Origin of the sequence: Bradyrhizobium archetypum (assembly GCF_013114835.1) — a bacterium.
Classification (GTDB): domain Bacteria; phylum Pseudomonadota; class Alphaproteobacteria; order Rhizobiales; family Xanthobacteraceae; genus Bradyrhizobium; species Bradyrhizobium archetypum.
The window spans coordinates 71,156-96,287 of the sequence record NZ_JAAVLW010000010.1; the positions used below are offsets into that span (position 1 = coordinate 71,156).

The 25,132-nt window shown below is 58.7% G+C and carries 19 protein-coding genes and 1 pseudogene; 12 read left to right on the top strand and 8 right to left on the bottom strand.

Annotated elements, in window-relative coordinates; genetic code table 11:
- Nucleotides 1-306 precede the first annotated feature (306 nt).
- Together gmd and fcl are read left to right on the top strand one after the other, a co-directional pair.
- The gene (gmd, locus tag HCN50_RS28350) at nucleotides 307-1,392 is read left to right on the top strand and encodes a GDP-mannose 4,6-dehydratase (protein WP_171713181.1); all 1,086 of its coding nucleotides are present in this window, start codon (nucleotides 307-309) and stop codon (nucleotides 1,390-1,392) included.
- Nucleotides 1,373-2,326 (top strand): GDP-L-fucose synthase, encoded by a 954-nt coding sequence (gene fcl / locus HCN50_RS28355; RefSeq protein WP_311968235.1) that lies wholly within the window; start codon nucleotides 1,373-1,375, stop codon nucleotides 2,324-2,326. The genes gmd and fcl overlap by 20 nt, the downstream gene beginning before the upstream one ends.
- Here the strand turns inward: fcl and HCN50_RS34855 are convergent.
- The 4 genes from HCN50_RS34855 to HCN50_RS28375 all read right to left on the bottom strand — a co-directional run bounded on the left by HCN50_RS34855 (nucleotide 2,323) and on the right by HCN50_RS28375 (nucleotide 6,582).
- Entirely contained in the window at nucleotides 2,323-2,679 is a 357-nt protein-coding gene (locus tag HCN50_RS34855) for a transposase (RefSeq protein WP_171713182.1), read from the bottom strand. The two genes, fcl and HCN50_RS34855, sit on opposite strands and share 4 nt — an antisense overlap.
- A gap of 576 nt (nucleotides 2,680-3,255) precedes the next feature.
- Nucleotides 3,256-4,617: a type II toxin-antitoxin system HipA family toxin gene (locus HCN50_RS28365; protein WP_171713183.1), complete on the bottom strand. Its 1,362-nt coding sequence runs from the start codon at nucleotides 4,615-4,617 to the stop codon at nucleotides 3,256-3,258.
- Nucleotides 4,614-4,892, bottom strand: a complete 279-nt coding sequence (locus tag HCN50_RS28370) for a helix-turn-helix transcriptional regulator (protein WP_171713184.1) — start codon at nucleotides 4,890-4,892, stop codon at nucleotides 4,614-4,616. The genes HCN50_RS28365 and HCN50_RS28370 overlap by 4 nt, the downstream gene beginning before the upstream one ends.
- A 376-nt stretch (nucleotides 4,893-5,268) precedes the next feature.
- Nucleotides 5,269-6,582 (bottom strand): LLM class flavin-dependent oxidoreductase, encoded by a 1,314-nt coding sequence (locus tag HCN50_RS28375; protein WP_171713185.1) that lies wholly within the window; start codon nucleotides 6,580-6,582, stop codon nucleotides 5,269-5,271.
- Between the two features lie 1,036 nt (nucleotides 6,583-7,618).
- On the opposite strand from HCN50_RS28375, the gene HCN50_RS28380 reads away from it, so the two are divergent.
- Nucleotides 7,619-8,683 carry a hypothetical protein gene (locus HCN50_RS28380; protein WP_171713186.1) on the top strand — a complete coding sequence of 355 codons (1,065 nt, stop codon included), beginning with the start codon at nucleotides 7,619-7,621 and terminating at the stop codon, nucleotides 8,681-8,683.
- Here the strand turns inward: HCN50_RS28380 and HCN50_RS28385 are convergent.
- Nucleotides 8,659-9,384: a hypothetical protein gene (locus HCN50_RS28385; RefSeq protein WP_171713187.1), complete on the bottom strand. Its 726-nt coding sequence runs from the start codon at nucleotides 9,382-9,384 to the stop codon at nucleotides 8,659-8,661. The genes HCN50_RS28380 and HCN50_RS28385 overlap by 25 nt on opposite strands.
- Nucleotides 9,385-10,167: 783 nt before the next feature.
- On the opposite strand from HCN50_RS28385, the gene HCN50_RS28390 reads away from it, so the two are divergent.
- The 9 genes and pseudogenes from HCN50_RS28390 (at nucleotide 10,168) to HCN50_RS28435 (ending at nucleotide 22,950) form a co-directional block, all read left to right on the top strand.
- A complete protein-coding gene (locus tag HCN50_RS28390; protein WP_171713188.1) occupies nucleotides 10,168-10,917 on the top strand; it encodes a P-loop NTPase family protein in 750 nt (249 codons plus the stop codon).
- A gap of 61 nt (nucleotides 10,918-10,978) precedes the next feature.
- Entirely contained in the window at nucleotides 10,979-11,650 is a 672-nt protein-coding gene (locus tag HCN50_RS28395; RefSeq protein ID WP_171713189.1) for a hypothetical protein, read from the top strand.
- A 489-nt stretch (nucleotides 11,651-12,139) separates the two neighbouring features.
- Nucleotides 12,140-14,350, top strand: coding sequence for a hypothetical protein (locus HCN50_RS33130; RefSeq protein WP_235977263.1), 2,211 nt, complete (start codon nucleotides 12,140-12,142; stop codon nucleotides 14,348-14,350).
- Nucleotides 14,351-14,496: 146 nt separating this feature from the next.
- Nucleotides 14,497-14,784: a DUF3363 domain-containing protein gene (locus HCN50_RS28405; RefSeq protein WP_028351141.1), complete on the top strand. Its 288-nt coding sequence runs from the start codon at nucleotides 14,497-14,499 to the stop codon at nucleotides 14,782-14,784.
- 776 nt (nucleotides 14,785-15,560) lie between these two features.
- Nucleotides 15,561-17,543 (top strand): annotated as a pseudogene (locus tag HCN50_RS33870) (hypothetical protein); the annotation flags it as partial.
- 2,142 nt (nucleotides 17,544-19,685) lie between these two features.
- Entirely contained in the window at nucleotides 19,686-20,060 is a 375-nt protein-coding gene (locus tag HCN50_RS28420; protein ID WP_171713191.1) for a type 1 periplasmic-binding domain-containing protein, read from the top strand.
- 35 nt (nucleotides 20,061-20,095) lie between these two features.
- Nucleotides 20,096-20,785: a response regulator gene (locus HCN50_RS28425; protein WP_171713192.1), complete on the top strand. Its 690-nt coding sequence runs from the start codon at nucleotides 20,096-20,098 to the stop codon at nucleotides 20,783-20,785.
- A 73-nt stretch (nucleotides 20,786-20,858) separates the two neighbouring features.
- Complete coding sequence (locus HCN50_RS28430) at nucleotides 20,859-22,274, top strand: type II and III secretion system protein family protein (protein ID WP_311968241.1); 1,416 nt, start codon at nucleotides 20,859-20,861, stop codon at nucleotides 22,272-22,274.
- 10 nt (nucleotides 22,275-22,284) lie between these two features.
- Nucleotides 22,285-22,950 (top strand): CpaD family pilus assembly lipoprotein, encoded by a 666-nt coding sequence (locus tag HCN50_RS28435; RefSeq protein ID WP_171713193.1) that lies wholly within the window; start codon nucleotides 22,285-22,287, stop codon nucleotides 22,948-22,950.
- 41 nt (nucleotides 22,951-22,991) lie between these two features.
- Here the strand turns inward: HCN50_RS28435 and HCN50_RS28440 are convergent, their stop codons facing one another.
- Genes HCN50_RS28440 through HCN50_RS28450 form a run of 3 tightly spaced genes read right to left on the bottom strand, consistent with a single transcriptional unit; the run spans nucleotide 22,992 to nucleotide 25,132 of the window.
- Nucleotides 22,992-24,029, bottom strand: a complete 1,038-nt coding sequence (locus HCN50_RS28440) for an EscU/YscU/HrcU family type III secretion system export apparatus switch protein (RefSeq protein WP_171713194.1) — start codon at nucleotides 24,027-24,029, stop codon at nucleotides 22,992-22,994.
- Complete coding sequence (sctT, locus tag HCN50_RS28445) at nucleotides 24,026-24,847, bottom strand: type III secretion system export apparatus subunit SctT (protein ID WP_171713195.1); 822 nt, start codon at nucleotides 24,845-24,847, stop codon at nucleotides 24,026-24,028. Before sctT ends, HCN50_RS28440 begins: the two co-directional genes overlap by 4 nt.
- Entirely contained in the window at nucleotides 24,848-25,132 is a 285-nt protein-coding gene (locus HCN50_RS28450) for an EscS/YscS/HrcS family type III secretion system export apparatus protein (protein ID WP_171713196.1), read from the bottom strand. It abuts the gene before it with no gap.

Below are 25,132 nucleotides of genomic sequence, written 5' to 3' on the forward strand. Positions count from 1 at the left end.
TATATATAGTGCATGTGCCGGCGTGACGATAAGCGGATGGATTATGTGCGCCTCTCGATCAACTCGTGCCTTTTAGAATGCGGTCGCCGGCGTATCGCGGGCTCTTCAACGAGCGCGTGGTACCATGTCATTGCTGCCGAAATCAAAGTAGCTCGTCACAATCGGATCACAGCACAAGGCAAAAGGTTGGCTCCAGCATTCATTGCCCGGTCGATGCTGACTCTGCGGCCTACCCGCCTGATTTGAATCAACTTTCAGTTAGACTTCGCAAATGACGGCCCTCCCTTGCGCGTAACCGGAGAGAGAATGACGGCTTTGGATTCACAGCGGCGCGTGGCGCTGATCACCGGCGTTACCGGGCAGGACGGTGCCTACCTAGCCGAATATCTGCTCGGCCTTGGCTATACCGTCCACGGCGTCAAGCGGCGGTCGTCCTCGTTCAACACGGCGCGGATCGATCACCTGTACCAGGATCCGCATTCCCGCAACGTGCCGTTTGTGCTGCACTACGGCGACATGACCGACTCGACCAACCTGATCCGGCTGATACAGCAGATCAGGCCGACCGAGATCTATAACCTCGCCGCTCAGAGCCATGTCGGCGTCAGCTTCGAAAGCCCGGAATATACTGCCAATGCGGACGCCGTCGGCGTGCTGCGGCTTTTGGAAGCGATCCGGATCCTCGGCATGGAGAAGGAGACGCGGTTCTATCAGGCGTCGACCTCCGAGCTTTATGGCTTGGTGCAGGAAGTGCCGCAGAAGGAGACCACGCCGTTCTATCCGCGCTCGCCCTATGGCGTCGCCAAGCTGTACGGCTACTGGATCACGGTCAATTACCGCGAGGCCTACGGGATGTTTGCCTCGAACGGGATCCTGTTCAACCATGAGAGCCCGATCCGCGGCGAGACGTTTGTCACCCGCAAGATCACGCGCGGCGTCGCCCGCATCGAGGTGGGCCTCGACGAGGCGCTCTATCTCGGCAACCTCGAGGCCAAGCGCGACTGGGGCCATGCACGGGATTATGTCGAGGGCATGCACATGATCCTGCAGGCCGACGCGGCGGACGATTTCGTGCTGGCGACCGGCGAGACGCGCTCGGTGCGCGAGCTGGTCGAGCTCGCCTTTGCCGAAGTCGGCCGCAGCATCGAATGGCGCGGCAAGGGTGCCGACGAGACCGGCGTCGACAACAAGTCCGGCAAGACGGTGGTCAGGATCGATCCCGTCTATTTCCGCCCCACGGAGGTCGATCTTCTGGTCGGCGACGCCAGCAAGGCGAGGGAGAAGCTGGGCTGGAAACCCAAGACATCCTTCACCCAAATGGTCAGGGAGATGGTTGCGAGCGACCTCGCTGACGCGCGGCGGGAGGCGGCCAGTGGCAAGCATTCCGTTTGAGCTGAAAGGCAAGACGGTCTACGTCGCCGGCCATCGCGGCATGGTCGGCTCCGCGCTGGTGCGCCGGCTGGCGCAGGAAGACGTCGAACTGCTGACGATCACCCGCAGCGAGGTCGATCTGCGCGATCAGGCCGCGATCAACAAATGGTTCGCCGCCCGGCGTCCGCAGGTGGTGTTTCTGGCAGCGGCCAAGGTCGGCGGCATCGTCGCGAACAACACGCTGCGCGCCGAATTCGTCTACGACAATCTGGCGATTGCTTCGAACGTGATCCATGCCGCGCACGTCAATGGCGCCGAGAAGCTGATGTTTCTCGGCTCGTCGTGCATCTACCCCAAGCTGGCGCCGCAGCCGCTGCGCGAGGATTCGATACTCACGGGGCCGCTGGAGCCGACCAATGAGCCCTATGCGATTGCAAAGATCGCCGGGATCAAGATGGTGGAGGCCTATCGCAACCAATACGGCGCCGACTTCATCAACGTGATGCCGACCAATCTCTATGGCCGCGGCGACAATTATCATCCCGAATACAGCCACGTCGTCGCCGCGCTGATCCGCCGTTTCCACGAGGCGAAAGCGTCCGGCGCCAAGGAGGTCGTGGTCTGGGGCACCGGCACGCCGCGGCGCGAATTCCTCTATGTCGACGACCTCGCGGATGCCTGCATCCATCTGATGAAGAGCTATTCCAGCGACGAGCTGGTCAATATCGGCACCGGCGAGGACATCACGATCGCCGAATTCGCCCGCGTGGTCGCGGCGACCGTCGGCTACACCGGCGAGATCGGTTTCGATCCTTCGCGGCCCGACGGCACGCCGCGCAAGCTGCTCGACGTCCGCCGGCTGGCCAAGCTCGGCTGGCGCGCCAGCACGAAGCTGGAGGACGGCATCAGGCTCGCCTATCAGGCTTTCCTCAGTGAGCACGCGGTGAACGCCTAGATCGCCGAAAGGCTTGTCGGGCCGTATTGCCGCGCCAAGGTTTCACTGCTCGCGTGGTGCGCCCGCCGCGCGAGCGAGCCGGTCAACGCGTAGAGAATATTGCTCCACACGCCTTGGCGGCTCCAGCGGTTGAAGCGGTTGTAAATCGTTGTGTACGGCCCGTAGTCTGGCGTATAGTCTCGCCAGCGTGCGCCCGATCGCAGCATGTGGAGAATCCCGCTGATCACGCATCGGTCATTCACGCGGTGCGCCCCGTGCCGCCCGCGTGGCAACAGCGGTTCGATCCGCTTCCACTCCAACTCGCTCAGGCAGTACAGTTGCTTCGCCCCCATCGCTTGGGAAGCTTGAATCACAAATGACCCCAGACCGGAATCTTTATTGAGTACAGACCCTAGCCTAGTGCCGGCGAGACTGCCCGGCGGGGAGCTCGGCCTCCATAGGCTTTCCGGAGCGATGACGTGCCCTCGATTCGGCAGCGCCAGGTGGATCGTCGACGCGCACCGCCCTCGGAAGGGCCAAAGATCGAAATTTAGGCGCGTTCGTACGCCCTCGGTTACGTAGCGGCGCGCGCCTCCAGAATCGCTCGACCGTCGTCCATGATGCGCTACCCTTCAGCTTGGCGGACGTCCAAATGCTGACTGAAGGTGTCGAGATCTGGCGCGAGAGCATTCAGACGCTTCATGCGTGCGACCCAATCCGATCCGCTCGTGCAGAAGATCTCGAGATATTGCTTTATGACCTGGATCGTGGCGTGCCCCTCGTGCTGCCGGCTAATATCTTCAGTATGGATAATTGAAAACTCACGCGCCGCTCAGCATGAGATGAGCGTGCACATTAGCCCTTCCTGACCTGCGGCGCGCGACATATGTGCCATCAACGTCGAGGAGTAAGCTTAACCTCACCCCCCGCGACGCAGTTCTGCAAAATGTTCAAGAGAATCCTGGGGGACGCGTGGCGGCCTCGGGATCCGGGTCCTTGTCGGGCTCGTTCTCGGCATCGCTTTTCAGATTCCGCAGCATGTCGCGGCAATAGCCGGCGACGTAGTCCGAGATTTGCTGGTAGACCGGAGACTTCTTCAGCGCGTTCAACTCTTCGACGACGGACGGCAGTGCATCGAGGACAGCATGAGACAATTCGCCGACGCGCCGCCTCACCTGCGTGCCGGAAAGGTGGTTTTCCTCCGCCATCCGATCCCAATGTTGGGCGTAGATGTGACCGCGGTTCTTGCCGGCGATCTTCATCGCCAGGTTTCGCGTGACGTCCGGATAGATGTCGCCGTTCATGACGTCGTAGAGCGGCGCCATGGAGACGCCGCCGCTCGGCTGCAGCAGCAGCGAATAGTTCTTCGAATGCGCATCGACGTTTCCGCAGAGAACGTTGAAGACAAAGAAATCGACGAAACGGGCGGCGTTGAAGGCGCCTGCCTGCGTGTTCCGCAGAACGTCAAAGCAGTCTTTCAGGGTCGGTCCACGCAGCTTGGTCGCCGGATTGGATTCGTATTTGGTCGACGGGATGTGCCCCGCGGCCTGGCAGAAATCCTCCTGATGGATTCTGCGGAGGCTTCGCCCGTGAGGCTCGCGGTCGTAGCGCTTCACCAGCAGGTAGTCGAGACCCTCCGCCTTTCCGATCGTACATTCGGCGACGGGCAGCTTGACCTTGGCCGCCAGGCGAAGACAGAAGGCCTCGTTCTCGACGGCGTTGCTGAAGTGCTTGTTGGCCGGCTTGAGGATATGCGTCGTCGGCGCGCCATCGAGCGCGAGGCCGACGCCGCCGTCTGGATACTGGACTACAGGAAGCTTGTCCTGCGTGCCGGCCAAAGACATGTGGATGCCCTCCTCGCCGACGAGAAGCGGCTTCTCCGGAAGCCGCCGAATGGCGGCGGCGAGTTCCGCTTCGGTGAGCCGCTTATAACGCGGCGTCCGCTTCGGTCGCTGGTCGGCGGGCCGGTAGACTGCGAGTGCGCCCGGAAGATCCTCTCCCAACTCCTCAAGGAGCGCGAACACGTTCGCCTCCGGAATCTTGAGGATGGTGCCCACCGTCCTCAGCGTCCGGCCTTCTGGAAATAGGTTCAAAAACCATCGGTACACGACGTCCGGCTCGTGAACGCGCTGAGCGAGCGGCATGCGGATCGAGACGGCGAACGCCTGAGGATCCTTCACCCACGCTTCATCGTAGACGAACTCGATGTCCTGAATTTGCTCCGAGCGCCGGCGCAGCAGCCCGACGAGCTTGTCGCCGCACAGGACTTCCAGGGTCTCGCCGGCGCCGCCCGCTTTCGGCTTGCTCGTCATGACGGCGTGAAGTTATCAGGGTCGAAGGGTTCGGATTCCTCGCTGGCCGACCGAGCCGCCGGCACAGGGCTCATTTCCGCCGTCAGCCGGATGCCGAGCGCCTGCAGCAGGCGGAGGACCAGACCGACCTGGCTTGTCTCCTTGCCATTCTCGATGTCGACGATAAACCGGACGCCGACGTTCGCTGCCAAGGCGAGGTCCTGCTGCCGGAGACCTAAGGAGGTCCGCCGGTTCCGGATCGTTTCGCCGAGTTCTGAGGTGGTCGTGATGGTCATGTCATTTTCCCGAGCGGGAATATTGCCGACGAAAGAGCGTTCCAGCAAGCCTGAATTTACCGATCGGGAAAACCACGGTCAAAATGGTTCCGTAGCGAAATTTCCCGAACGGGAAAATATCAACTCAGAACCGGCTGCGACACGAACCAATTTACCATCGGGAAATCTGGTCCAAGTCTATCGAACTTGAGAATCATGGGAGTGATCGCGCTTCGCGCGTGCTGATCTTGATCGCAGTTCCGCGGCAATCATGCCTCACCAAAGCGGCGTGGTGCGGGCCAGCACACAAGCTTCTTCGGACTGTGAGCGAGGCGTGGCCGATTTCCTCAGTGGCTGCCGGCCACTAACCCACCGGGCAGATCCCACCGTGGTGCTATCAGTCGACATTGGTCGACTTGGCGAAGGACTCGCGTGAAGCCATCGGAATGGCGCCTCCGCGAGTCGGGTCCGCGAACGTGCCACCCGCCGAGGCGTAGTCCTTACCTGTACGACGCTCGAGCACGATGCCCATCGCCTCGACATTCGGGATGTCCGACTCGCTCAGCTCGGGCATCGATGGCTTGCGGGCAAGTGCCGCCTCTACGTAGGGAGCCAGCTCCTCTTCTTTACGTCGGACGCGCTCGTCTTCCCGTTCTTTCAGAGCAGGCATGACCTCTTTGGCGAACAGCTCGAGTGCCTCACAGATATGTTCGTGCTTATTCATGCCGCACTGCTGGATAAAGATCATCTGGTCGATACCGACATCAGCATACCCCATGAGATGCTCGCGAACGCTCTTGGGCTGTCCGATGCTGCCTGAGCCTGGCGTCTCCTTCATCTCGTCCTTGATCGTTTGGAAGCGCCGCCACAAATTCGTGCGCCCAGGACGGTGTTCGCCATATACCGCATAATGCGCGATCGAATAGCCGAAGAACTTGAAACCATCGAGTCCTCGACGCATAGTTTCTTCGGCGTTCTCATGAACCATCATACCGTTGAGAGCGGCGATATTGGCGTTTACCGAATGCCCAATGGGCACGCACTCATCGGACTTGATGATCTGATAGTACTCGTCGCGCCAAACTTTCGCTTGCGACGCCTCCACAAATCCAAAAACCAGCGCCCCTACCGCGTGACGCGCGGCACGCAAAATACTTTCGCGCCGGGAACACGCCATCCAGATCGGTGGGTGCGGCTTCTGGACCGGCTTTGGCACGATGTTACGGGTCGGCATTGTGAAGAATTGCCCGTCGTACCCGGGATACGGCCGCATAGTCATCATATTGGCGGTCCGCTCGACGCCTTCCCGCCACATAGCATTTTTCTGCTCGGGCTCGATCCCAAAGCCATGCATCTCGATCAGCGACGCCGATTCTCCGGTCCCCCACTCAGCGCGCCCCCCAGAGATCAGATCGAGCGTCGCCAGGCGCTCCGCCACCCGCGCCGGATGGTTGTAATTCGGGGAGGACAGGCAAATGCCGTGACCAATGCGAATAGTCTTTGTACGCTGGGAGACGGCCCCCAGAAATACCTCGGGTGCGGATGAGTGGGAGTATTCCTCGAGGAAATGATGCTCAACCTCCCACATGTAATCGAATCCGAGCCGATCGGCCAGTTCGATCTGCTCCAGCGCATCACTGAACAATTTTCGCTCGCTGCCGTCCTCCCAAGGCTGCGGCAACTGGTGTTCATAAAACAGTCCAACCTTCATCCGCTTTCTCCCGGTGCACGACGGTCATAAATCCACTTCAAATTTTCTGGCCACGGCGCCGCACCACGCTGTGCCAGTTGGCTGGGCACCATGTACTTCGTTCCCTTCGTTGAAAATTCTTGCGCGCCGATCGGAGCTCTCCGTCTCACCTCGACCCGCCCGATCTGCTGGAACGGCTTGCGGCGCCCTACGAAGGTAGTGCGCAGCGCCTCATACGCGACCATTCCGGACAAGGCCGACTGAAAGGCAGGCTCGCCAGCGCGCCGCGAAACCGAAGCCCCACCTGGATGTGCCTCTCTGCCGACGATCAGATACGATAGAGGGACAATGCCGCTGCTGGCCGAATGAGAGCGGCACCACGAAGAACGTTGGTTCAATTGTCGTGACCGCACTCAAAAATGCAGCATTTATGGCATTGATTTGGATCAACTGAGCAAGTCTCATCTAAACTCCCGGGCCGGTGCTGCGATATCGCCATTGTCGTAGCGGAGTCGTAGCGGATTCTTTACCGGCGCGGAGCAATCGGCGTGCCACAAGACCTTCCGTGCGAGGCTGCTCGAATAGGAAAACGGTGTGCTTCGCCGACGGACTACTACCTGCTCAGTGTGGGGCTCTGGAAAATTGACGTCTTCAACCGGACACAGCCGAACACGACAACACGTGCGTCAAACGAAGACCGTTGGTCTCTGACGAGCTCGAATGCCTGCTCAAGGATCATGTTCCTTATAGCGACTTCACGACCGGGGCGCTTGTCATCTCAGCATGCAGCAGGCAACGTGGTGGTCTCGGACATTCTGGGCTCGGCAGCTCGCAGCCGGCAGGGTGTGCCTGCGCTACGTGCAATCCCTTTCGGCTCCCCAGTGGCGGATGTCCTTGGCGGTGTGCAACCTCGTTGCTGATCTTTCGCAGGCGCGGCTCGAACTCCTGGGCGTTCGCTTGATCCAGCGTATCTCTGCTCCCTTGCTACGACTCTTTGTGGGAATCGTGATTGGAAATCTTGGCCTTGTAGCTCACTGGCGATATCCGCCATCGCACGGTGGCACACCACCTCTTCCGGCCACGTACTGAAACCGTTCACCAGGTTCGCCAGTCCCTGCTGGGTAAACTCAGAGAGCCGGGCGGCGCGAAGGACCTCACCCGCGATTGCGACTGTGGCTTGGCGAAAGGGCGCCTCTTTCGGCCACTTGCTGAAACTGTTCACCAAATTCGCCAGGTCCTGCTGGGTATAATCAGAGAGCCGGGCGGCACGGCGAAGGACCTCGCTCGCGATAGCGACTGTGGCTTGGCGACAGCTCGCCTCTTCCGGCCACTTGCTGAAACCGTTCGCCAGGTTCGCCAGGTCCTGCTGGGTAAACCCAGAGAGCCGGGCGGCGCGACGAACGACCTCAACCGCTATCGCGACTGCGGCTTGGCGACAGGGCGTCTGTTTCGGCCACTTGCTGAAACTGTTCACCAAATTCGCCAGGTCCTGCTGGGTATAATCAGAGAGCCGGGCGACACGGCGAAGGACCTCGCTCGCAATAGCGACTGCGGCCTGGCGAGAGGCCACCTCCTCCGGCCATTTGCTGAAACCGTTTACCAGGTTCGCCAAGTGAGCGTGAGTGAACTGAGAGAGCTGAAGTACACGGCGAAGGACCTCCCCCGCGATCGCGACTGTGGCTTGGCGACAAGCCGCCTCCTCCCGCCACTTGCTGAAGCCGTTCGCCAAATTCGCCAGTCCCTGATGAGTTACATCAGAGAGCCGGGCGGCTCGGCGAAGGACCTCGCCCGCGATCGCAACTGTGCCCTGGCGAGAGGCCGCCTCCCCTGGCCACTTGCTGAATCCGTTCACCAGGTTCGCCAGTCCCTAATGAGTAAAATCAGAGAACCGGCCGGGACGGCGAAGGACCTCACCCGCGATGGCGACTGTGGCTTGCCGAGAGGGCTCCTCCGGCCATTTACTGAAGCCGTTCACCAGGTTCGCCAGGTCCTGCTGATTAAAATGAGAGAGCTGGTCGCCTCGGCGAAGGACCTCACCCGCAATCGCCACTGTGGCTTGGCGACAGGCAGCCGCTTCTCGCCACTTGCTGAAACCGTTCACCAGCTTCGCCAGTCCTGCTGATTGAAAAGAGACAGCTGGTCGCCGCGGCGAAGGACCTCACCCGCAATCGCGAATATGGCTTTGCGAGAGACAGCTTCTTTTGGCCACTTGCTGAAACCGTTCACCAGGTTCGCCAGTCCCCGCGGGGTAAACTCAGAGAACCGGGGATAGCGGCCTAAACGGCGAAGCACCTCACCCGCGACTGCGATCGCGGCTTGGCGAGAGGCCGTCTCTTCTGGCCACTTGCTGAAACCGTTCACCAGCAGTCCTAGACTTTGGCTGTTCAACTCCTGAAGCGCTCGGCTTTCATCGTGACAACATTCGGCGATTCTGATCGTTGCACTACGGCATTCCGCCACTCTTGAGTATCGACCGAATGATGATGCGAACAACGAAAGGGCTCTGAGCCCGACTTTCTTAATCAGAGCCTTATCAAGCCGCGACACACATGCAGCTATGCGCTCGCACGCTTGGATACCTGCCTGACCTCCGGCCTGCCGGCTCACCGCGTCGCATGTCGTAGCGTACCCCAACGATTTCCCGACGCGGATGTCTTCTTCGAAGCATGCCACAAATCGCAATTGGAAATCCGTGGCGGTCTTTTGCAGAAAGGTTGCGTGGTCCACCATACGCAGCTGCCTGTCGTGCTTCAGCACTGCAGCCGAGAATTCACCGATGTGGCGAATGCGATCAATCTCGTTTAGCGCTTCACTAAGTTTCATCAGAACGTACACAACGTCATTACGAGATCGCACCAGGGGTGCTCTCTGCGCGGCTACACCGTCGCAGCGCCGCTTTCTCCGGGCCGGAACCCCCGGCCGGACAAAGATTGTCCTTTGCAGTGGAAGCGCGTCTGTTCGCGATCTTCTGATAAGTTGATCGCAGCGCTGGCGGCACGCGACCTGCGCAATTGCAGCTTACATTACCAAGCATTCAGCATCGTAATCATCCGACACTCCCCAGGCCACATTGCGACCTTGCTCTCTTTCAGTGTCATTTTAATAACCGGCGAAAGCGCTTCCCATCCTGGCACAAGCTGCACCTGAATAATCGATCATCATCCGCAAGCGAGAAGGTCGACTTCGCAAGCCATGCCGCTCGAATTGATTTCTCAAATGAGCCATAGAGGCCTGCGTGGTTAGCCTTGGTCATCGTTCTTCCAAGCCTACAACCTGACGCAACGTGAGATTCAAGCCGTTTGATGCTCATCGATATAACGGCGATGTACTGCCGATGATGGTCGCGGTGATCATCGCCGCAGTCGACTTTTTTCCGACGGAGTCGATCGCATGTTTACAAACCTGACGTGGAACACCGCTCACAGCAACTAGTCGTCTGTATTCCAACGTCACTGATTGCCTGGCATTAAACAATCCCCACCGATCATGTTGGTGACGCGCCAAAGATTCCACTATCCCTTGTTTCTGCCATGTTCGCATCCAAAGCAGAGATTTGCCGATTGCACACGTCGCGGTCGGCGGTAGCGAGTGCTTTAGGGGGATTCCATGACAAAGCCGGTTGTGATTGTGGTAGGTGCGGACAAGGGTGGGGTTGGCAAGACGACCGTATCCCGAACGCTTCTGGACTATTTCAATACCAATAACGTGCAGACACACGCATTCGATACTGAGTCGCCGCGAGGAACGTTGAAGCGATTCCACCCCGAGATCACCGAGATCGTCGACATGACCACGACTGCGGATCAGATGAAGATCTTCGACACACTGAACTCAGGGCTATCCGTCACGGTGATCGACGCCCGCGCAGGCTTGCTGTCCCCGGCGCTGGCATCCTTGCGCGACATCGGTTTTCTGGATGCCGCGCGGTCCGGCCAGATCACCTTTGCCGTATTCCACATCTTGGGATCATCCATCGCTTCCCTGGACGAGATCGCCGAGACGTCCAGTTTCATGACTGGTGCAAAGTATTTTCTGGTCAAGAACTTCATCAACGACACTCAATTCTTCCAGTGGGACGAATCGACCTACAACTCCTATTTCCACCGAATCAAGAACGCGACCGAGCTGACGATCCCCAAGCTCAACGAGATGGCCTATGAGCAGGTCGAAGTTGCTTCCGTCCCGTTCGTCAACTTTGTAGCCAACAAGGGCCGGAACGAGGATGCCGCGAACCACTCCTTCGTGCTGCGCGGCTACGTTCGGCACTGGCTCGCGAATGTCTGGCGCGAATATGATCGCATTAACTTGACCGACTTGGCCGGCGCCAAGTCAGTAACCCGCGCCGGTGAAAAATAGTCGATCGTTCGGCGATTGAACCGGCTGAGCCACGTATGAAGTTCGCATAATGTTACTGCCAATGTTAGCTACGCCCGTTTACATCATCTGCTCGCCTAGCCCGCAGGTCGGTAAGACGCTCGTCTCTCGCCTCATGAGCGAGTTCTTGCTTCTGAAGAACGGCACTGCGCTCTCCTTCGACATCAACCTGAAGGAGCCGTCACTGGTCGATTACCTCCCTGACATCACTGAGACGGCGGATGTGATCGACACATACGGCAAGATGCAGCTGATGGACCGGCTTATCCTGCACGATCGGGTGGCCAAGGTAATCGATCTTGGCTTCCATGCCTTTGATGAATTCTTCAAGATGTGCGAGGAGATCGGATTCATCAGGGAGGCGCTCCGATGCCGTGTTGCCCCCGTCGTTCTATTCTTGGCCGGCACCGACCGCATCTCCTCGCGCAGCTATGAGATGCTGCGGTGGCGGATTCCGCCAGGATCGCTAATCACCGTCCACAATGAATTCATGCTGCGCGGCGAGTTACCTGAAGCCATTGATGGCGCGCGTGTACTCCGCTTTTCGGCGCTACCGGTATTTCTAAAGACCTACGTCGACCGACTGAGCTTTTCATTTACGGGATATCTGCGCAATGAGAAAGATTCCTCCACCGAGTTGCATCAGTGGATCTGGCGGAACTACAGCATGTTCCGCGATCTCGAGTCGATGGCAATGCCACAGCCGTCCGCTTGAGTCGGGCTCCACATGTAGAGAATTCCCGCGACACAAGTGTTCTTCAATTTGGTCGTATCGCTCGCAGACATAATATCCGAGCTGTCGGCGAGGCCGTTTGCCCGCTTCGTTTCGGGAGGACCCTCGTGCGTGGCTTGGGCCAAAAAAAGATCACGTGGCGGGTACGCGGCAGATTTCTGGAGAAATCAACGCCGTCGCCATTGGCTTATTTTTATATTCTGAGACTCGTCAGCTTCTCAACAGGTAACTCTCCTAGCATGAGAACGTCGATGTAGACGGCGACGTCATCCGTCGTGAAGGAAATGAACACCAGATTGCTTGATCTCGGAAATCGGAGGGGCATGGCGGCGGTCTCGGTTGCGGCAAATGATTGTTGATTGTCGGTTGGCTTCAGGCGCCAGTCGGAATCTCGGCCGAAGGCTCCACCGTTTCCACTCAATCACCCTACCGTGCGCCGGATACGAGCTTTGCTGTGGGATGTGAGGTGCCATGGAGCGAACGAATAACAGTTTTAATCTGTTTGATTTCGATGTGGAAGGATTCGCACGAGCGTACTATCAACAGCAGCGCGCGGGGCAGCAATCGGGCAATACGAGCGAGCAAGCTAGCTTTGAGCAGCAGATGGGCGAGTTGCAACTCAATTCGCCTGGTGAGAGCTCCGCAACGTCTAGTTCTCCTGATGAAAGTCCCAAAACGGGCGGTGGAGGAATCCGGCGCACTGACCTCGGCGGTTCGATGAGGATGCCGCCACACTCCCCGCTGATGGACAAATCGTTCAGCAGCACGCGCCACAGCGTAGACATTCCCCGCGCTTATTTTCGAGATTCGGCCCAAGTACCGCCGCAGTCCAATTTGCGGGATGATTTGTTCAGCAGTGCGCGCTACACTTTGCAATCTGAGGAGCAGGGCGCGATACAGACGAAGAACAGCAAGAATCGCGGACTGTGGTCGCGTATCAAGTCAGGTGTCGGAAAGGCGTTTGGGACTCCTCGCAGCGAAAAGCCGTCCGGCTCCACGGCTCAGCAAGAGGTCTTTTTAACGAAGTTTCGCGTTGATCACGCCAAGCAGCCGGCCCGCATACCCTGTGTTTTTGAGCAGGACGAGGCGCTCTTGCAGGCGTTCAAGAGCCAGGCCGAAGGCAGGCTGAGCGATGGCACCATCCGGAATGCGATAGCAGATTTGCGTAATTTCAGCGCGTGGCTTAGCCAGAACCGGAGGGCATCAATTGCCGATCGGCTCGGCAACCCGGAGTTAGATGCTGGGTTGGATCGCGATGTAGAGGCCTACGCGAAGGATTCCAAGAAGGATCCTAAGCTTACGAGCAGGCGCACCATCGCGGCCTTGAAAAAGCTCCGGGACATCGGCGCGGGTAGGGCCTTGTCAGCCGATATCCGGCGCCTGGCTCCTTATCCGGCAGACGCAACCCTCATCGACATGTTGGCCAACGCAGAAAAGGCGACAGCCAGGGTTGAGCCGGAGACGGTGGATAGACGGGCGCGCCGTCTTTACAGGCTGAGTGATTGGCTGCAAACGCGCGAAAAAGGGGCCATGGCTGGCCGACTGAACGACAATGGGCTGGCCCAAGATGTTGAGGAGTATAGGAACCAGACCGCGGACTCCAAAATTGACGCCGATTTGCTCAGGCTTCGGCGCTACCAGCAAGTCCTCGAGGCGAACAGAGCGCTGGGGCTGGCTCCTCCTGAGAGCGCGCCTCCGCTCGCTGCGGAAGGCGCTCGGCAGCCCGGGTCGCCGCAGGAGCTTCCCGCAACGCCAGCTACCCCGAGCGAGGGAGCTTGGGATTGGTTCAGGAATCAGATGCAAGAACCCGCGTCGTCCTCATTCACACCGCACCCTGCTCCGCAGCCGAGCTCGCTTCAGGAGCTTCCGGCAACGCCAACCACTCCGAGCGCGGGAGCTTGGGACTGGTTTAGGGAGCAAATGCAAGAACCCGCGTCATCCTCGTTCACACCGCACCGCGGCCCGCAGCTGCGCTCGCTTCAGGAGCTTCCGGCAACGCCAGCCACCCCGAGCGCGGGCGCTTGGAATTGGTTTAGAGAGCAGATGCAAGAACCCGCGTCACCATCATCTACGAGGCGTCCCTCGTCAGACGTCCACGGCGGTCTTGAGCCGCTGGTTAATTTGAATCCGCCCACACCGTATGAATTGCGTGACGACGCTCACTCCGTGCCGGCGCCTGAGCTCGCCAGACCACCGTCGTTCGTTGGAGCATCAGGGGCCCCCCAGGAGCTACGGGATATCGGATCTATCGTTGGCGAGGGCTGGCGCCAAGGCTCTCAATCGGCCTCGGACGTCCTGATCGATGTACTGAGTAACATCAATCTCATGCCGAACCAGTTCGGCCCAAGCCAGTTCGCGATCAACGGTGAGCATTACTCGGCCACGTTTGGGCCGGGAGGGCGCAGGGACGTTCGCCTCATCCATCATCCTCGCGCGAGGCCGATGAATGAAGCTGGGCCATCGCGTCAGCCCATAGCGGATCTTGGGTTTCTTATCCGCGGGGGATGGCAGCACCGCGAACGCTGGCTTCCGCCTTACCTTGTCCGTGTACTAGAGGGGGAGCACCTCATGCCGCAAGCCGGGCGCCCGACACATATCAACATCCGCGGCGTGCCTTACAGGGCCGAGTTGCTAGATACCGACGGCGGCTCACGCGTCCGTATTTATCCCGAAGCTGGTTGAAGAACGCGCTTGGGCTGCAACCTCGAGGGTCAGCGGGGCGGCGCACCGGGAGACGTTTTACCCGGGAGCAAGCGGCATAGGCTTGCTCGCAGCAGGGCACCAAGGGGAAACGCCCTGGGCGTGCATGAGCGTTTGGATAAAAGGAAATGGCAAACGCGAAATTCAAGTTAGTTGGTGCCGAGGTCCGCGCGGCACTCGAGCGGTTGATCGATGTGCTGGCAGACCTGGGGCTTGCCTACCGTCAAGGCGACAAGGTCAAGCTTGGCCGCAACCTGATCGAGAGCCTGCAGCGTGAGCTTGACACCATCGGAAGAGGCCTCGCCGAGGAAATGGGGCTTGCGCATTACCCGCTGATGCAGGTGAGTAGACTGCGGGGATCTATTGCCGATAGGCTGTCGCACGTCTCGTTGCGCTTGGGCATGATCGACCATTGATCTCGGTTTCAGCTCGTGCCCTGGTTCTCATCGCTCCAGTGCGAATTGAGCAACTGGGTGAGCGGCGTCGCCGGCCAGTCAGCGTTGACTAGAGCCTTAGGGACAAACGCGGCCTTTCGCTCTGACCCACAGATCTGTGCGGTGGGACCCGCGCGACTTGCGATGCGCGAGCGGATCGTGGTTGTGCTCGCAGGTCAGAACATGTCCAGATCTCGTATGTCCCGACAAAATCACCCAGCATCAGGTGATCCGTAAACGTCGTTTTGCCCCTACCCTCTCGCGGCGCATGCGATAGGCGAGGTTCGCGATTTCCTTTGAAGGGACCGCCTTGCATTTATTCTTGACTATTACGCTTAAGTCGGACGCGACGGCGCCGACTGGAAGTGGTCACGAAAAAAGGACGCCGGCGTTGGATCTCTAATGACGATAAGGCTCGGATTGTGGAGGAGACGATGGTTCCAGCCGCCGCCTCTTCCGAGATTGGCCGGCGCGAATACCTCCCGGCTACGGGACCTTGGCCACGTCAGGTTCTCGAAAGCTTGCCCGAGTAGAAGACCTGCTCAGTTGTCTTTGGACGTGAGGCTAGCGTGGACCCGCAAAATTTTGACCCATCGAATTTAACAACGTGGCCCCGGGTGCAACACGCTGCGCAAGAACATCAAGGGGACCGACCCGGGCAAGAGGTTTTTGAGCAGCAATTGCACGAGGCGCGTCAGGCCGATAATGCGCTGGCCGACAGATGGCCAAGCCGTAGTCCCCCTTCAAATGTGTCTAGCGACGGCCAGCAGTCCCCGGACGAGCTGATGGGTGCGTTTGCCAGGAGCAACCTCCTGCCAAGCAAGGAGGTCCTCATCGACAATGAACATGACACAGATGAGTTGAGAACAGCGAAGAGGCCGAGGACCCTAGAGAATCCGCAAGGGATTGCGATTGAGCGGCAGCTGAGCGAGATCGCCGGTTCAGGAGGAGGTGGTGGAGAAATGCCGGCCGCCTCGGCGCTGCAGCCGGTTCAGTCAACCGGGATTGTGATACGGAGGCATCAGTGGGACAATCGGGAGCCTGTTTATTCCGAGGATGCTTCCGCTATCTTGGGGCTTGAGGAGGCCCTCATCAAGGGCGGGATGGCCGCCAGCGGGACGAAGCAGCATGTAAACGCTCTTCTTAGCTATAGCCGTTGGCTCTTCGCAAAACGCAGACCGAGCATTGTTGCTCGGATGGACAGTAAGTCGCTGAGCGATGGCGGTGACGTACGCGAGTTCGTCGGAAAAGGCAATCCCACGAGACTCCTGGCAGCATTAGACCGTCTCCGCACCTTTCGGTCGACGGGCGAAGTCAAAGTCGTCGTACACCCAAGGAGCGGTCGCGCCAAGCTCAATCCTGCCGCCCCGAACGTGGCCCCCATCCATTCCGAAAGCGCGGTACTGATGGAACCGAGGCGCCTCGACAACGCCGTTGCGCAACACAGCGCGGCGCCGCAGCCGGCTCAGTCGACGGGGATTGTGAGAGGGCACGACATGCGGCCTCCTTCTTCCGAGGATGCTCCCGTTGTCCCGTGGCTTGAGAAGGCCCTCATCGAGGCCGGGACTAGGCGCCTCGACATCGCCGCTGCGCAGCTTAGCGCGTCCTCGGCGCTGCGGCCGGCTCAATCAAGTGGGGTTGTGACAGGGTCGGACATGCGGCCTCTTTATTTCGAGGATGCTCGCGATATCTCGGGGCTCCAGGAGGCCTTCATCAAGGCCGGGTTGCCAAGAGAATCCGCCCGCCAATATGCAAGTCCTCTTCGTAGCTTTAGCCGTTGGCTCTTCGCAAAAAACAAAGCAAGCCTTGTTGCTCAGCTCGACAGTGAGTCGTTGAGCAGTGACGTGTCCGGGTTCATCGGGAAGCGTAATCCCGACGGACTCCTTAGGGCAATAAACCATCTCCGGACCTTCCGGTTGACAGGGACGATCGTGCTCCCCTACACCAAGCGCAATCTTCACCCCTCGGACGCGGCTCCCATTCATCCCGAAAGCGCGGTATTGATGGAGCCGAGGCGCCTCGACCACGTCATTGCGCAGCACAGCGCGTTGCAGCAAGCCAGTCGGCCCGAAGAGATTCGGGAACTGCGGGATGATCAACCCGCCCCATCGGCTTTCGTCCAAGGGCGTGTTGCGTTCGATCCAGAGCAGATTTCTCGGGAGGAGCTTCGGCAAGTGCTGGATAATCAACCCATCCCGTCGCCAGTTTTCGTCTCTTCAGAGGAGCTTCAGCGACTGGAAAACGATGTGCATGACGAGCCTGACGGCCGACGGGACGAATACCCTGCCCAGTCGTTCTCCATCGATCCAGAAGAGTTTACTTTCAATCTAGAGGAGTTCTCTCCAGGGGAGCTTCGACGACTTCTTGATGATGACTCTGCGCAACTAGGCGAACTTCAGGAACGGCGGAATGATCAACCCGCGCCCTCGGCTTTCGTCGAAGGGCAGGTCGCGTTCGATCCAGAGCAGATTTCTCAGGAGGAGCTTCGGCGACTATTCGATCATCTAGATAATCAACCCATCCCGTCGCCAGGTTTCGTCCCTTCAGAGGAGCTTCAGCGACTGGAAAACGAATTGCATGACGAGCTTGACGGCGATCACCGTGCCCAGTCGCTCTCCATCGATCCAGAAGAGTATACTTTCAATCTAGAGCAGTTCTCTCCAGGGGAGCTTCGACGAGATGATGGACCCCCACAGTTGGAAGTGGATCGTCTAGCCCGCCAGTCGCCAATCGACGAATGAGTAAAACGAGCCGTTCGCCGAGCCCGGCACCGTGTGATCACAGTTTTGGCATATCCAGCTCGGCTCGGCGCATCAGGTTCGAGAGTCATTCAAGCATCGGTCTGATCGGCGCCGTCGAGGAACACGCAGCAGTTACTATCCTGTGGTGCTCTGATACGGTCCTCCGCGCTGCGGCCGCAGATCTCCTTCTCAGTCGCATAGCGCGATCGTCTAGTCTAAGAGCATCGGGTCTTGAATCTCGCCCGGTGCTCGGGCGCGTCAGCGGCTCGTTCCATCCGGCTTCTACGAAATCGCACACATCCCCCGCGCGCGGCTCCTGCCTGCCACGCGACCTCACCGAACCCTCTGATCTGGTGGGTAAATTGCGGGGGATCTATCACCGAAAAATTGTCGATCGCCTCGGGTCGCTTTGCCGTGATGGCATCAGTCTCGGTTTCAGCTCGTGCCCTGCCCCCTCGCTCGAGCGCGAATTGAGCAATTAGGTGGGCTGCATCTCCGGGTCCCGGCAAGCGCTAACTGGAGACTTAGGCGCAAACGCGGCCTTTTCGCTCTGCCCCCCCGATCTCTGTGCTGGGACGCGCGCGACTGCGATGCGCGGGCTGCGCCGTGGTTGTACCAGTGTCGATGGACCTTTCCGTATCACTATAGCTCGTTGTGGCGCCCATCGTTCGTAACGGCCCTCGCCAGAAGCTCCTTGTGATGACTTGATGACCGCTGCACCTTGGCCGCTCGTCTTGGGAAGCCGCCTCGCCTTCATGGCAGGCTCTGGCATGCAACTTCCTAATCAGCCCGGATCCTTAAATCAGCTGGAACGGGCCTGGCTAGAGGCCAAATCCACGATGCTCAACAATTGCCACTGATGATGAGCGCACCGTCAAGCGAGTAACCGACGCGCTTTGGGAGTGCATCAAGTTGCGAGCCATGAAGAGATATGCCGGGCACCGATTGAGCCCATAGCTCGGATACAATGATGGTGATCTGTCAGGAAACGACGCGCCCCTTGCTTATCGCGGGTGAAGTGGTGCAACTCTCACCCGCGCGATGGCTTATCAATTTGCGTCGGTGCACGACGTCACCGGATATAAAGACGGCAACACGTCGGACAAGATTATGAATCGAGGTCAGGGGTTTGGCCGTTTATATTCATGCAACGAGCTTTCGGAAGACCCGAATCGTACGCAGCATCAGATTGTGCTGTTTCCGACACAGGTCGCGACAATACTTGCTGACAGATAGCAAGAAGCGCGAAATGTCTCAAACCGCCATAACAGGCATCGGTTTTCCGTCCAGATGACAACGAATGGAGAGATCGCGGCCAGAACAGGCTCTCTAGTTCCCGTAAGATGCTTTGCTATTTGATGCGTCGCGGTGCTTTTCATTGATCTTCCGCGTGGCTACCTCAGCAGGCCTGCGATTTATAAAATATTCCGTGCCACGAGCTCTCGAAGGGACTTGAATCGCACGTAGCGTCAGATTGTAGGGTTTCCGACATCAGTCGCGACAATGCGTCGCGCGCAACACTTCCTGACAGGTAGCAAGAATTGCGAATGTCTCCAACCCGTAGGGCCACGCCGCCCGACCCCGTCACGCTTCTCGTTCAGTCCACCGGAAGGCCTGTTGGCAACGCCGCCTACGCGCCGGAGGGGGTACCCGCGCCAGCCAAGTTGAGGCGGCAACAGCACGATGAGCTGAGGAGCAGTACTCGCTGTCTTCGCGTTCCCTTTGTCGGAGCGGAAACGAAGTTGACTCCAAGTTCGGCATCTGCCGCCGTTCGTTCCGAGAGGTGGAATGCAGGCGGCGGAACCACGCGAACCACATGCCTGATAACGCCGCTGCGAGGACGGACCCATCATTCGTCGGTGTGCCAGATGGGCCGCAGCCTAGCGGGCGCGTTGGATCTGTCTGAATGCCGGGTTTCGCCCGCTCCCGATGCACGTCATCGCCCACCTAGACAATCTTTTCATAGCCCGCGGCGCATTGGTTGTTCGTCCCACGCTAGCGGCATCTAGAGCATCGGCCCACTGCGGGGGTGCGATCCGTCTTCACGCGTTCAAGCTTGCATTTGCTGTGATCAAACGACCTCACACGTCGATGGCATAGCAAGACTGACCGCAGAGTCAGGGCAACATGGGAACCTTCCAAATGTCACGTATCAGTTCGCATGCCAATCCAGCCATTCTCTCTTGTGCTTTGGTTTCGAGTGCGCGTGCTAGCGATGCGCTCGCCGAGCCGATGACCAGAAGCACTGCCGCGATTGGCGCGAAAATGTACGAGGGCCGAGCCACAGCGCTCAATGCTTTTACTTATTCTGGCCTGATTGCCGACATGAAGACCACGTTGAGCCTTGTCGAGGACGTATGCGATCCTCAGCAGACGGCCGAAAGTGCTAATCGGCAGGCAATGGGCGGAGTGAGAGCTAGCCGTCGGCAACATTGCTCTTCTTGGTCGGTACCTTCTCCCGACGTTTACGTTGAAGCTGGAGAACTCAATTTCGCCCGACTTCATGGTCGACGGTGACCTGCTTGGTAGTTTTGGCATGAAGAGGCAATGAAATGCGAACGCTACTGGTTGATCATGATGCGGACCTTGCGCGCGCTGTGCAAGGAGCGCTCTCGGATTGCGGTTTTGCCGTTGATGTGGCGGGCACTCTGGATGAGGCGACGACCGCTCTGGACTACGCCAAGTACGACATTCTCCTGCTCGAGTTGGCTCTACCGGATGGAAGCGGCCTGGACTGGCTGAAGCGGTTGAGACGTGACGGACATTTTATGCCTGCCATGGTGATGAGCAGCCGCAATGATCTCGGTAGGCGGATTGCCATTTTCAATGGTGGTGCAGACGATTTTCTGCCCAAGCCCGTGTCTACTGATGAACTCATCGCTCGGATGCGAGCCATTCTGAGGCGATCAACGCAAATGACAGCCCCCGTCGTTGTATTTGGTAATCTAAAATTCGATCCGATCGCCCGGCAAGTTTCAGTTGGTGGTCGGCCGCAAAAGATTGCACGACGCGAAGTGTGCATTCTTGAGCTTCTGCTCAGCCGCGCAGGCCGCGCCGTGCCTCGCGCCTCGCTGGAGGACAGCCTCTATGCGTTTGACAATGAGGTCTCTACCAATGCGCTTGAAGTCGCAATCTATCGCTTGCGCGGTCATTTGAATCAGTCTGGTGCTACGCTACGGATCACGACCGTACGCGGCATCGGCTATATCCTTGAATTGAATAGCGCGGCATCGGCCGCGTAGTCGATCGAACTTGAAAGCAAAGACTACCTTGAAGATCGCTCTAGATAATGAGGGTGGCAGCGATCGACGCTCGATCGTCGCTAGCGCCCTGTGGTCTGCCGTTTGTCCTTCTCTTTCCCACCTCCTGTGCGCGGTCGCTTTGCTATCACCACTAGCTGCCGCAGCTCAGACGACGCGGGACGCTAGAGGAGGCCCGCCGCGCGCGGCTCTTAGCAGCATCAACGGGACGATCGACCTTTCCTCCTCGCTCGGCAAGACAATTCATCTGCCCGCGCCGGCGGCGAGCATCTTTGTCGCCGACCCGACGATCGCGGATTATCAAGCGCCATCGAATACAACCATCTTCGTCTTTGGCAAGAAGTCCGGACGGACCAGCCTGTTCGCTTTGAACGACAAAGGGGAAGCTCTCGCCGAGTTGCGTGTTGTCGTCACGCAGCCGATCGAGGATCTGCGTGCCATGTTGAAGGCCCAGGTCGGCGACTATCCGATCCAAGTCAGCTATACCCCCCGCGGCGCGATCCTTAACGGTACGGCTCCCAATGCCGATATCGTCGCCACTGCCGTGAAGGTCACAGAGCAGTTTCTCGGTCCGGGTGCGCTGGTCGTCAATAAAATTCAGGTCGCCGGCTCGTTACAGGTCAATCTTAGCGTTCGCGTAGCGGAGGTCTCACGCAGCGCCATGAAGGAGCTCGGCATCAACCTCTCCGCTTTGGGCCAGAATGGCACTTTTTTCTTTAGCAGCGGCAAAGGTGCTGGTTCCGGCACGGCTAGCGGCGGCGGCAAGGCAGGTATCGGCTTCAGCGCCGGTAGTATCAACATCGGCGCTGTTCTCGACGCGCTCGCCAGCGAGCACCTCGCTTCCGTGCTGGCTGAACCGAATCTCACCGCAATGTCTGGTGAGTCCGCGAGCTTCCTTGCGGGCGGCGAATTTCCAATTCCGGTCATGCAGGACAACCGACAGGTTTCGGTCCAATTTCGTCACTTTGGAGTGAGCCTCGACTTCGTCCCGACCGTTCTTAACAACAATCAAATCAATGTCCGCGTGAAACCTGAGGTCAGCGAGATTTCGAAAGAAGGTGAGGTCAAAGTGAACGGTATGGCCGTGCCTGCCCTCTCTACGAGGCGTGCGGAGACCGTTATCGAGCTTGGGAGCGGTCAAAGCTTTGCAATAGGCGGGCTCATCAGGCGTAACTTCAGCACGGACATCAGTACTTTTCCTTGGTTAGGCGACGTGCCCATTCTCGGTGCACTGTTTCGCTCTTCGTCCTTTCAAAAGCAGGAGACGGAGCTCGTTATTATTGTCACGCCTTACATCGTGCGGCCAGCATCGAACCCGAACCGGATGAGCGCCCCTGCCGACCGCATCGGACCGCCCTCAGATATGGGGCGCACCTTGACGAACACGTTGGCAAGCCCGCCGCGAGGCCGCGACGCTCCGCGCACCAGTGTACCAGGCGCGACAGGCGGCGCCGGCTTTATTATCGAATAAGGATTGTTGAATGACTGTACGAGCCCTGCCCCATTTGTTCGTCCTGATGGCGAGCCTAGGCGGCTGCACAAGCACTGCTCTGGTCAACACCGGGCCGGCTGAACAAGCAACTATAGTGCAGCAGCAGAACAGTGTCTTGGTGCTGCAGAGCCTTCGTGGCCTGGAGCGGTATCGGCTAAGGGATTTCATTGCCGGCGCCAGCCGCAGTCGGTTTGATGCGCTCCATCTCGATATCACCGGCTCGCCCCGGCTCGCGGCGCAGGTAGCCAGCGAGGCCCGCGCAATGGGCGTTGCCGCTTACAACGTTCGCCTGTTGGGTACTCGCATCGACCGGCCTGTCGGCTTCGCGGTACGAGTCGCGGCCATTGTTTATGAAGCACGTCCTCCCGTCTGTCCGTCGCTTTCGATCATTGGTCCTTCAGTTAACGATAATTCGTTCGACCAGACGCTAGGCTGCTCAATCCGCAACAATCTCGCAGTCATGGTCAACGATCCGGGCGACCTACTTGACAATAGAGCTGTCATGACAACAAAGGGCGATCGTGCCGCCATTCCTGTTGCCACATATGGGTCCATGGGGCGCCGCAACAAGAGCGACTTGGAAGATGGGATTGGCAACAAGTCCTTGCCAGAAGCCGGGTCTACGGCAACGAGGGATATACAGTCGCCTCGATAGCGCGCGGCCGGATGGCGCAATCATGGCTGCACAAGCAATGTCTAGACCAGCCCGGCGGAATAGAGCGCTCTCGCAACTCCTTCAAAGCACTTCCCAGGAACGGCGTTGCCAAGCATGGCATTTCGGATGAGCTGACGCGCCAGGGCCGGGTCCCGAACAATGCTGAGGCGCAGCGACTGCGCCTCAGCAAGCAGTCGTGAGGCAAGTTCGCCCTCACCACGGCAAACCACGATCGGCACGCCGGTCTCGCCACGAATGTAGCGAAGCCCAATCAAGATCGCTTCTCCTGTCACTATCAAGGTAGCGCGATGCACGCCAAGCGGAGGCTCGTTCGCCGTCTCCTGGCGAAGGCGACGGTGTTCTCGTTTGACCTGGGGATTGCCCTGCTGTTCTTTGGACTCGCGCTTGGCCTCCGTCTCGGTCATGCGCATATCCTGTAAAAACAACCAGCGCTGAATAAGAAGATCGGCCAATCCGGCGATCAGAAAAGCAACGGCAGCAATCTCGGTCAGCAATTTGATCTCAGTGAAGACGAAGCTGAGACACCCCATACCGCAAGTTGGCAAGTATACCAGCGCCTTCCAACTTGCGATAACCGGGAGTAGCAGGCTTGCGCCGAGAACGCACACTTTAAGAAGCGACTTCGAGAGTTCAATAAACGACCGCTTAGATGCAATCCGCTTGAGCCCCTTCATGGGATCCAATTTCTCGAATTTCGGCTTCAAAGAGTCGAAAGAGACGTTTAGTCCACCATTGGCTAGGACTCCCGCTAGAACACCAGCAGCAACACCGGCCCCGAGGAAAGGACCAACGGCCGCAAAAAACAGTTCCACCAAGCCGCCCAGCGCCTGCTGGACCGCGCTTGTGAACGGCTGATCCTGCAGTTTGTCGATTAGCCGTATCGTTTCGTGCCACTTGGCCTCAATAATGCCGGCTCTTAACCAGAGCCAGCCGAAACCGGCGCAAACGCTGACTGCGCTGACCAAATCGGCGCTGCGCGGGCTCTGCCCTTTCTTGCGTGCATCTTTTAGCTTCTTGGGAGTGGGAGGTAGTTTCTTCTCTTCGCTCGAGCCACTCATTTAAGGAGCTTCTCGAACAACTCGAGCACGGTACTGGACCGACTGATCTCCGATCCCATATATTCGACGAGGAAGGTGGCGTAACTTACCATAATGATCCCATACGCCAGATTCTTTATGGTCGGAGAGACATCATTCAGTTTGATTTGCGGCGCAAACCGCCCGAGTATCATGACGGATACATCGAGCAGCAGCAGGAATGCCAACACGGGGCCAGCGACCAGTAGCGTCGTATGCATGATGTGACCAACAAGCCCGAGGAATGCCATTGCGCCTTGCACCGTCAAGCTAGGCATCAGCCGATACACGGGCCAGATCAGATAGCTACCATAAAGGCCCCTAACCATACTCTCCAATCCCCCGGCTAAAACGAAAATCGTAATCGCAGTGGTAGCGAGCAAGACCGCTGTCGCCGAAGCTTGGCCACGCGTGGCGGGATCATCGGAAGCAACAGGGTTGGTAATTCCCCGTTGGGTATCGATGATCTCACCCACCGCTTGGATGCTCCATAGCGGAAGACTGAGCAAAAAGCCGATGAGCAGGCCGACGAACACCTCCTTCAAACCGAGCAGCGGGACAGTGACCAGCCGTGAGCCGTTGTCCAGCGACTGCAAGCCGTGCCTGATCTGCAACACGCATGGCAATCCCATCGCGAAGGTCACGCAGCCCCGGATCAGCCCGCTCATGCGCGCCCGCGTAAATACGGGAAGAACCAGCATAATGCCAAGGGCACGAGCTGCCGCGAGCCCGGCTGCAAGCACCAGTTCGGTTGCCTCCTGGATCAGAGTTTGCGTCTCGCTGGGTGACGGGACGTTCATCTAACGTCGGCTAATAGTTGCGGTTAGTGCGGGAAAGTCGGTAAATGCCTGCTCTGCTTCTTTAATCAGCGCCGCGCTGAGCACCGGAGAGAACAAAGCGATCACCGCGACAACAACCAGAAGCTTGACGGTCAGTGGCAAAGTTTGGTCCTGAAGCTGCGTTGCCGCTTGGATGATGCCGACGACCAGGCCGACCACGACCGCCGCGATGAGCGGTGGCAGAATCCAGATCATGAAGAGCACAAGTGACTTGCTCATGTGAGTGAGAATGCTCGCCTCATCCAT

Bases quoted from the DNA above. Each gene is read 5' to 3' on its own strand.
- HCN50_RS28405 (WP_028351141.1), top strand. From the start codon at position 14,497: ATGGCAAACGCGAAATTCAAGTTAGTTGGTGCCGAGGTCCGCGCGGCA.
- HCN50_RS28450 (WP_171713196.1), bottom strand. From the start codon at position 25,132: ATGGATGAGGCGAGCATTCTCACTCACATGAGCAAGTCACTTGTGCTC.
- sctT (WP_171713195.1), bottom strand. From the start codon at position 24,847: ATGAACGTCCCGTCACCCAGCGAGACGCAAACTCTGATCCAGGAGGCA.
- HCN50_RS28425 (WP_171713192.1), top strand. From the start codon at position 20,096: ATGCGAACGCTACTGGTTGATCATGATGCGGACCTTGCGCGCGCTGTG.
- HCN50_RS28435 (WP_171713193.1), top strand. From the start codon at position 22,285: ATGACTGTACGAGCCCTGCCCCATTTGTTCGTCCTGATGGCGAGCCTA.
- HCN50_RS28365 (WP_171713183.1), bottom strand. From the start codon at position 4,617: ATGACGAGCAAGCCGAAAGCGGGCGGCGCCGGCGAGACCCTGGAAGTC.
- HCN50_RS33130 (WP_235977263.1), top strand. From the start codon at position 12,140: ATGGAGCGAACGAATAACAGTTTTAATCTGTTTGATTTCGATGTGGAA.
- HCN50_RS28395 (WP_171713189.1), top strand. From the start codon at position 10,979: ATGTTAGCTACGCCCGTTTACATCATCTGCTCGCCTAGCCCGCAGGTC.
- HCN50_RS28375 (WP_171713185.1), bottom strand. From the start codon at position 6,582: ATGAAGGTTGGACTGTTTTATGAACACCAGTTGCCGCAGCCTTGGGAG.
- HCN50_RS28390 (WP_171713188.1), top strand. From the start codon at position 10,168: ATGACAAAGCCGGTTGTGATTGTGGTAGGTGCGGACAAGGGTGGGGTT.
- HCN50_RS28385 (WP_171713187.1), bottom strand. From the start codon at position 9,384: ATGAAACTTAGTGAAGCGCTAAACGAGATTGATCGCATTCGCCACATC.
- HCN50_RS28440 (WP_171713194.1), bottom strand. From the start codon at position 24,029: ATGAGTGGCTCGAGCGAAGAGAAGAAACTACCTCCCACTCCCAAGAAG.
- HCN50_RS28420 (WP_171713191.1), top strand. From the start codon at position 19,686: ATGTCACGTATCAGTTCGCATGCCAATCCAGCCATTCTCTCTTGTGCT.
- HCN50_RS28370 (WP_171713184.1), bottom strand. From the start codon at position 4,892: ATGACCATCACGACCACCTCAGAACTCGGCGAAACGATCCGGAACCGG.
- gmd (WP_171713181.1), top strand. From the start codon at position 307: ATGACGGCTTTGGATTCACAGCGGCGCGTGGCGCTGATCACCGGCGTT.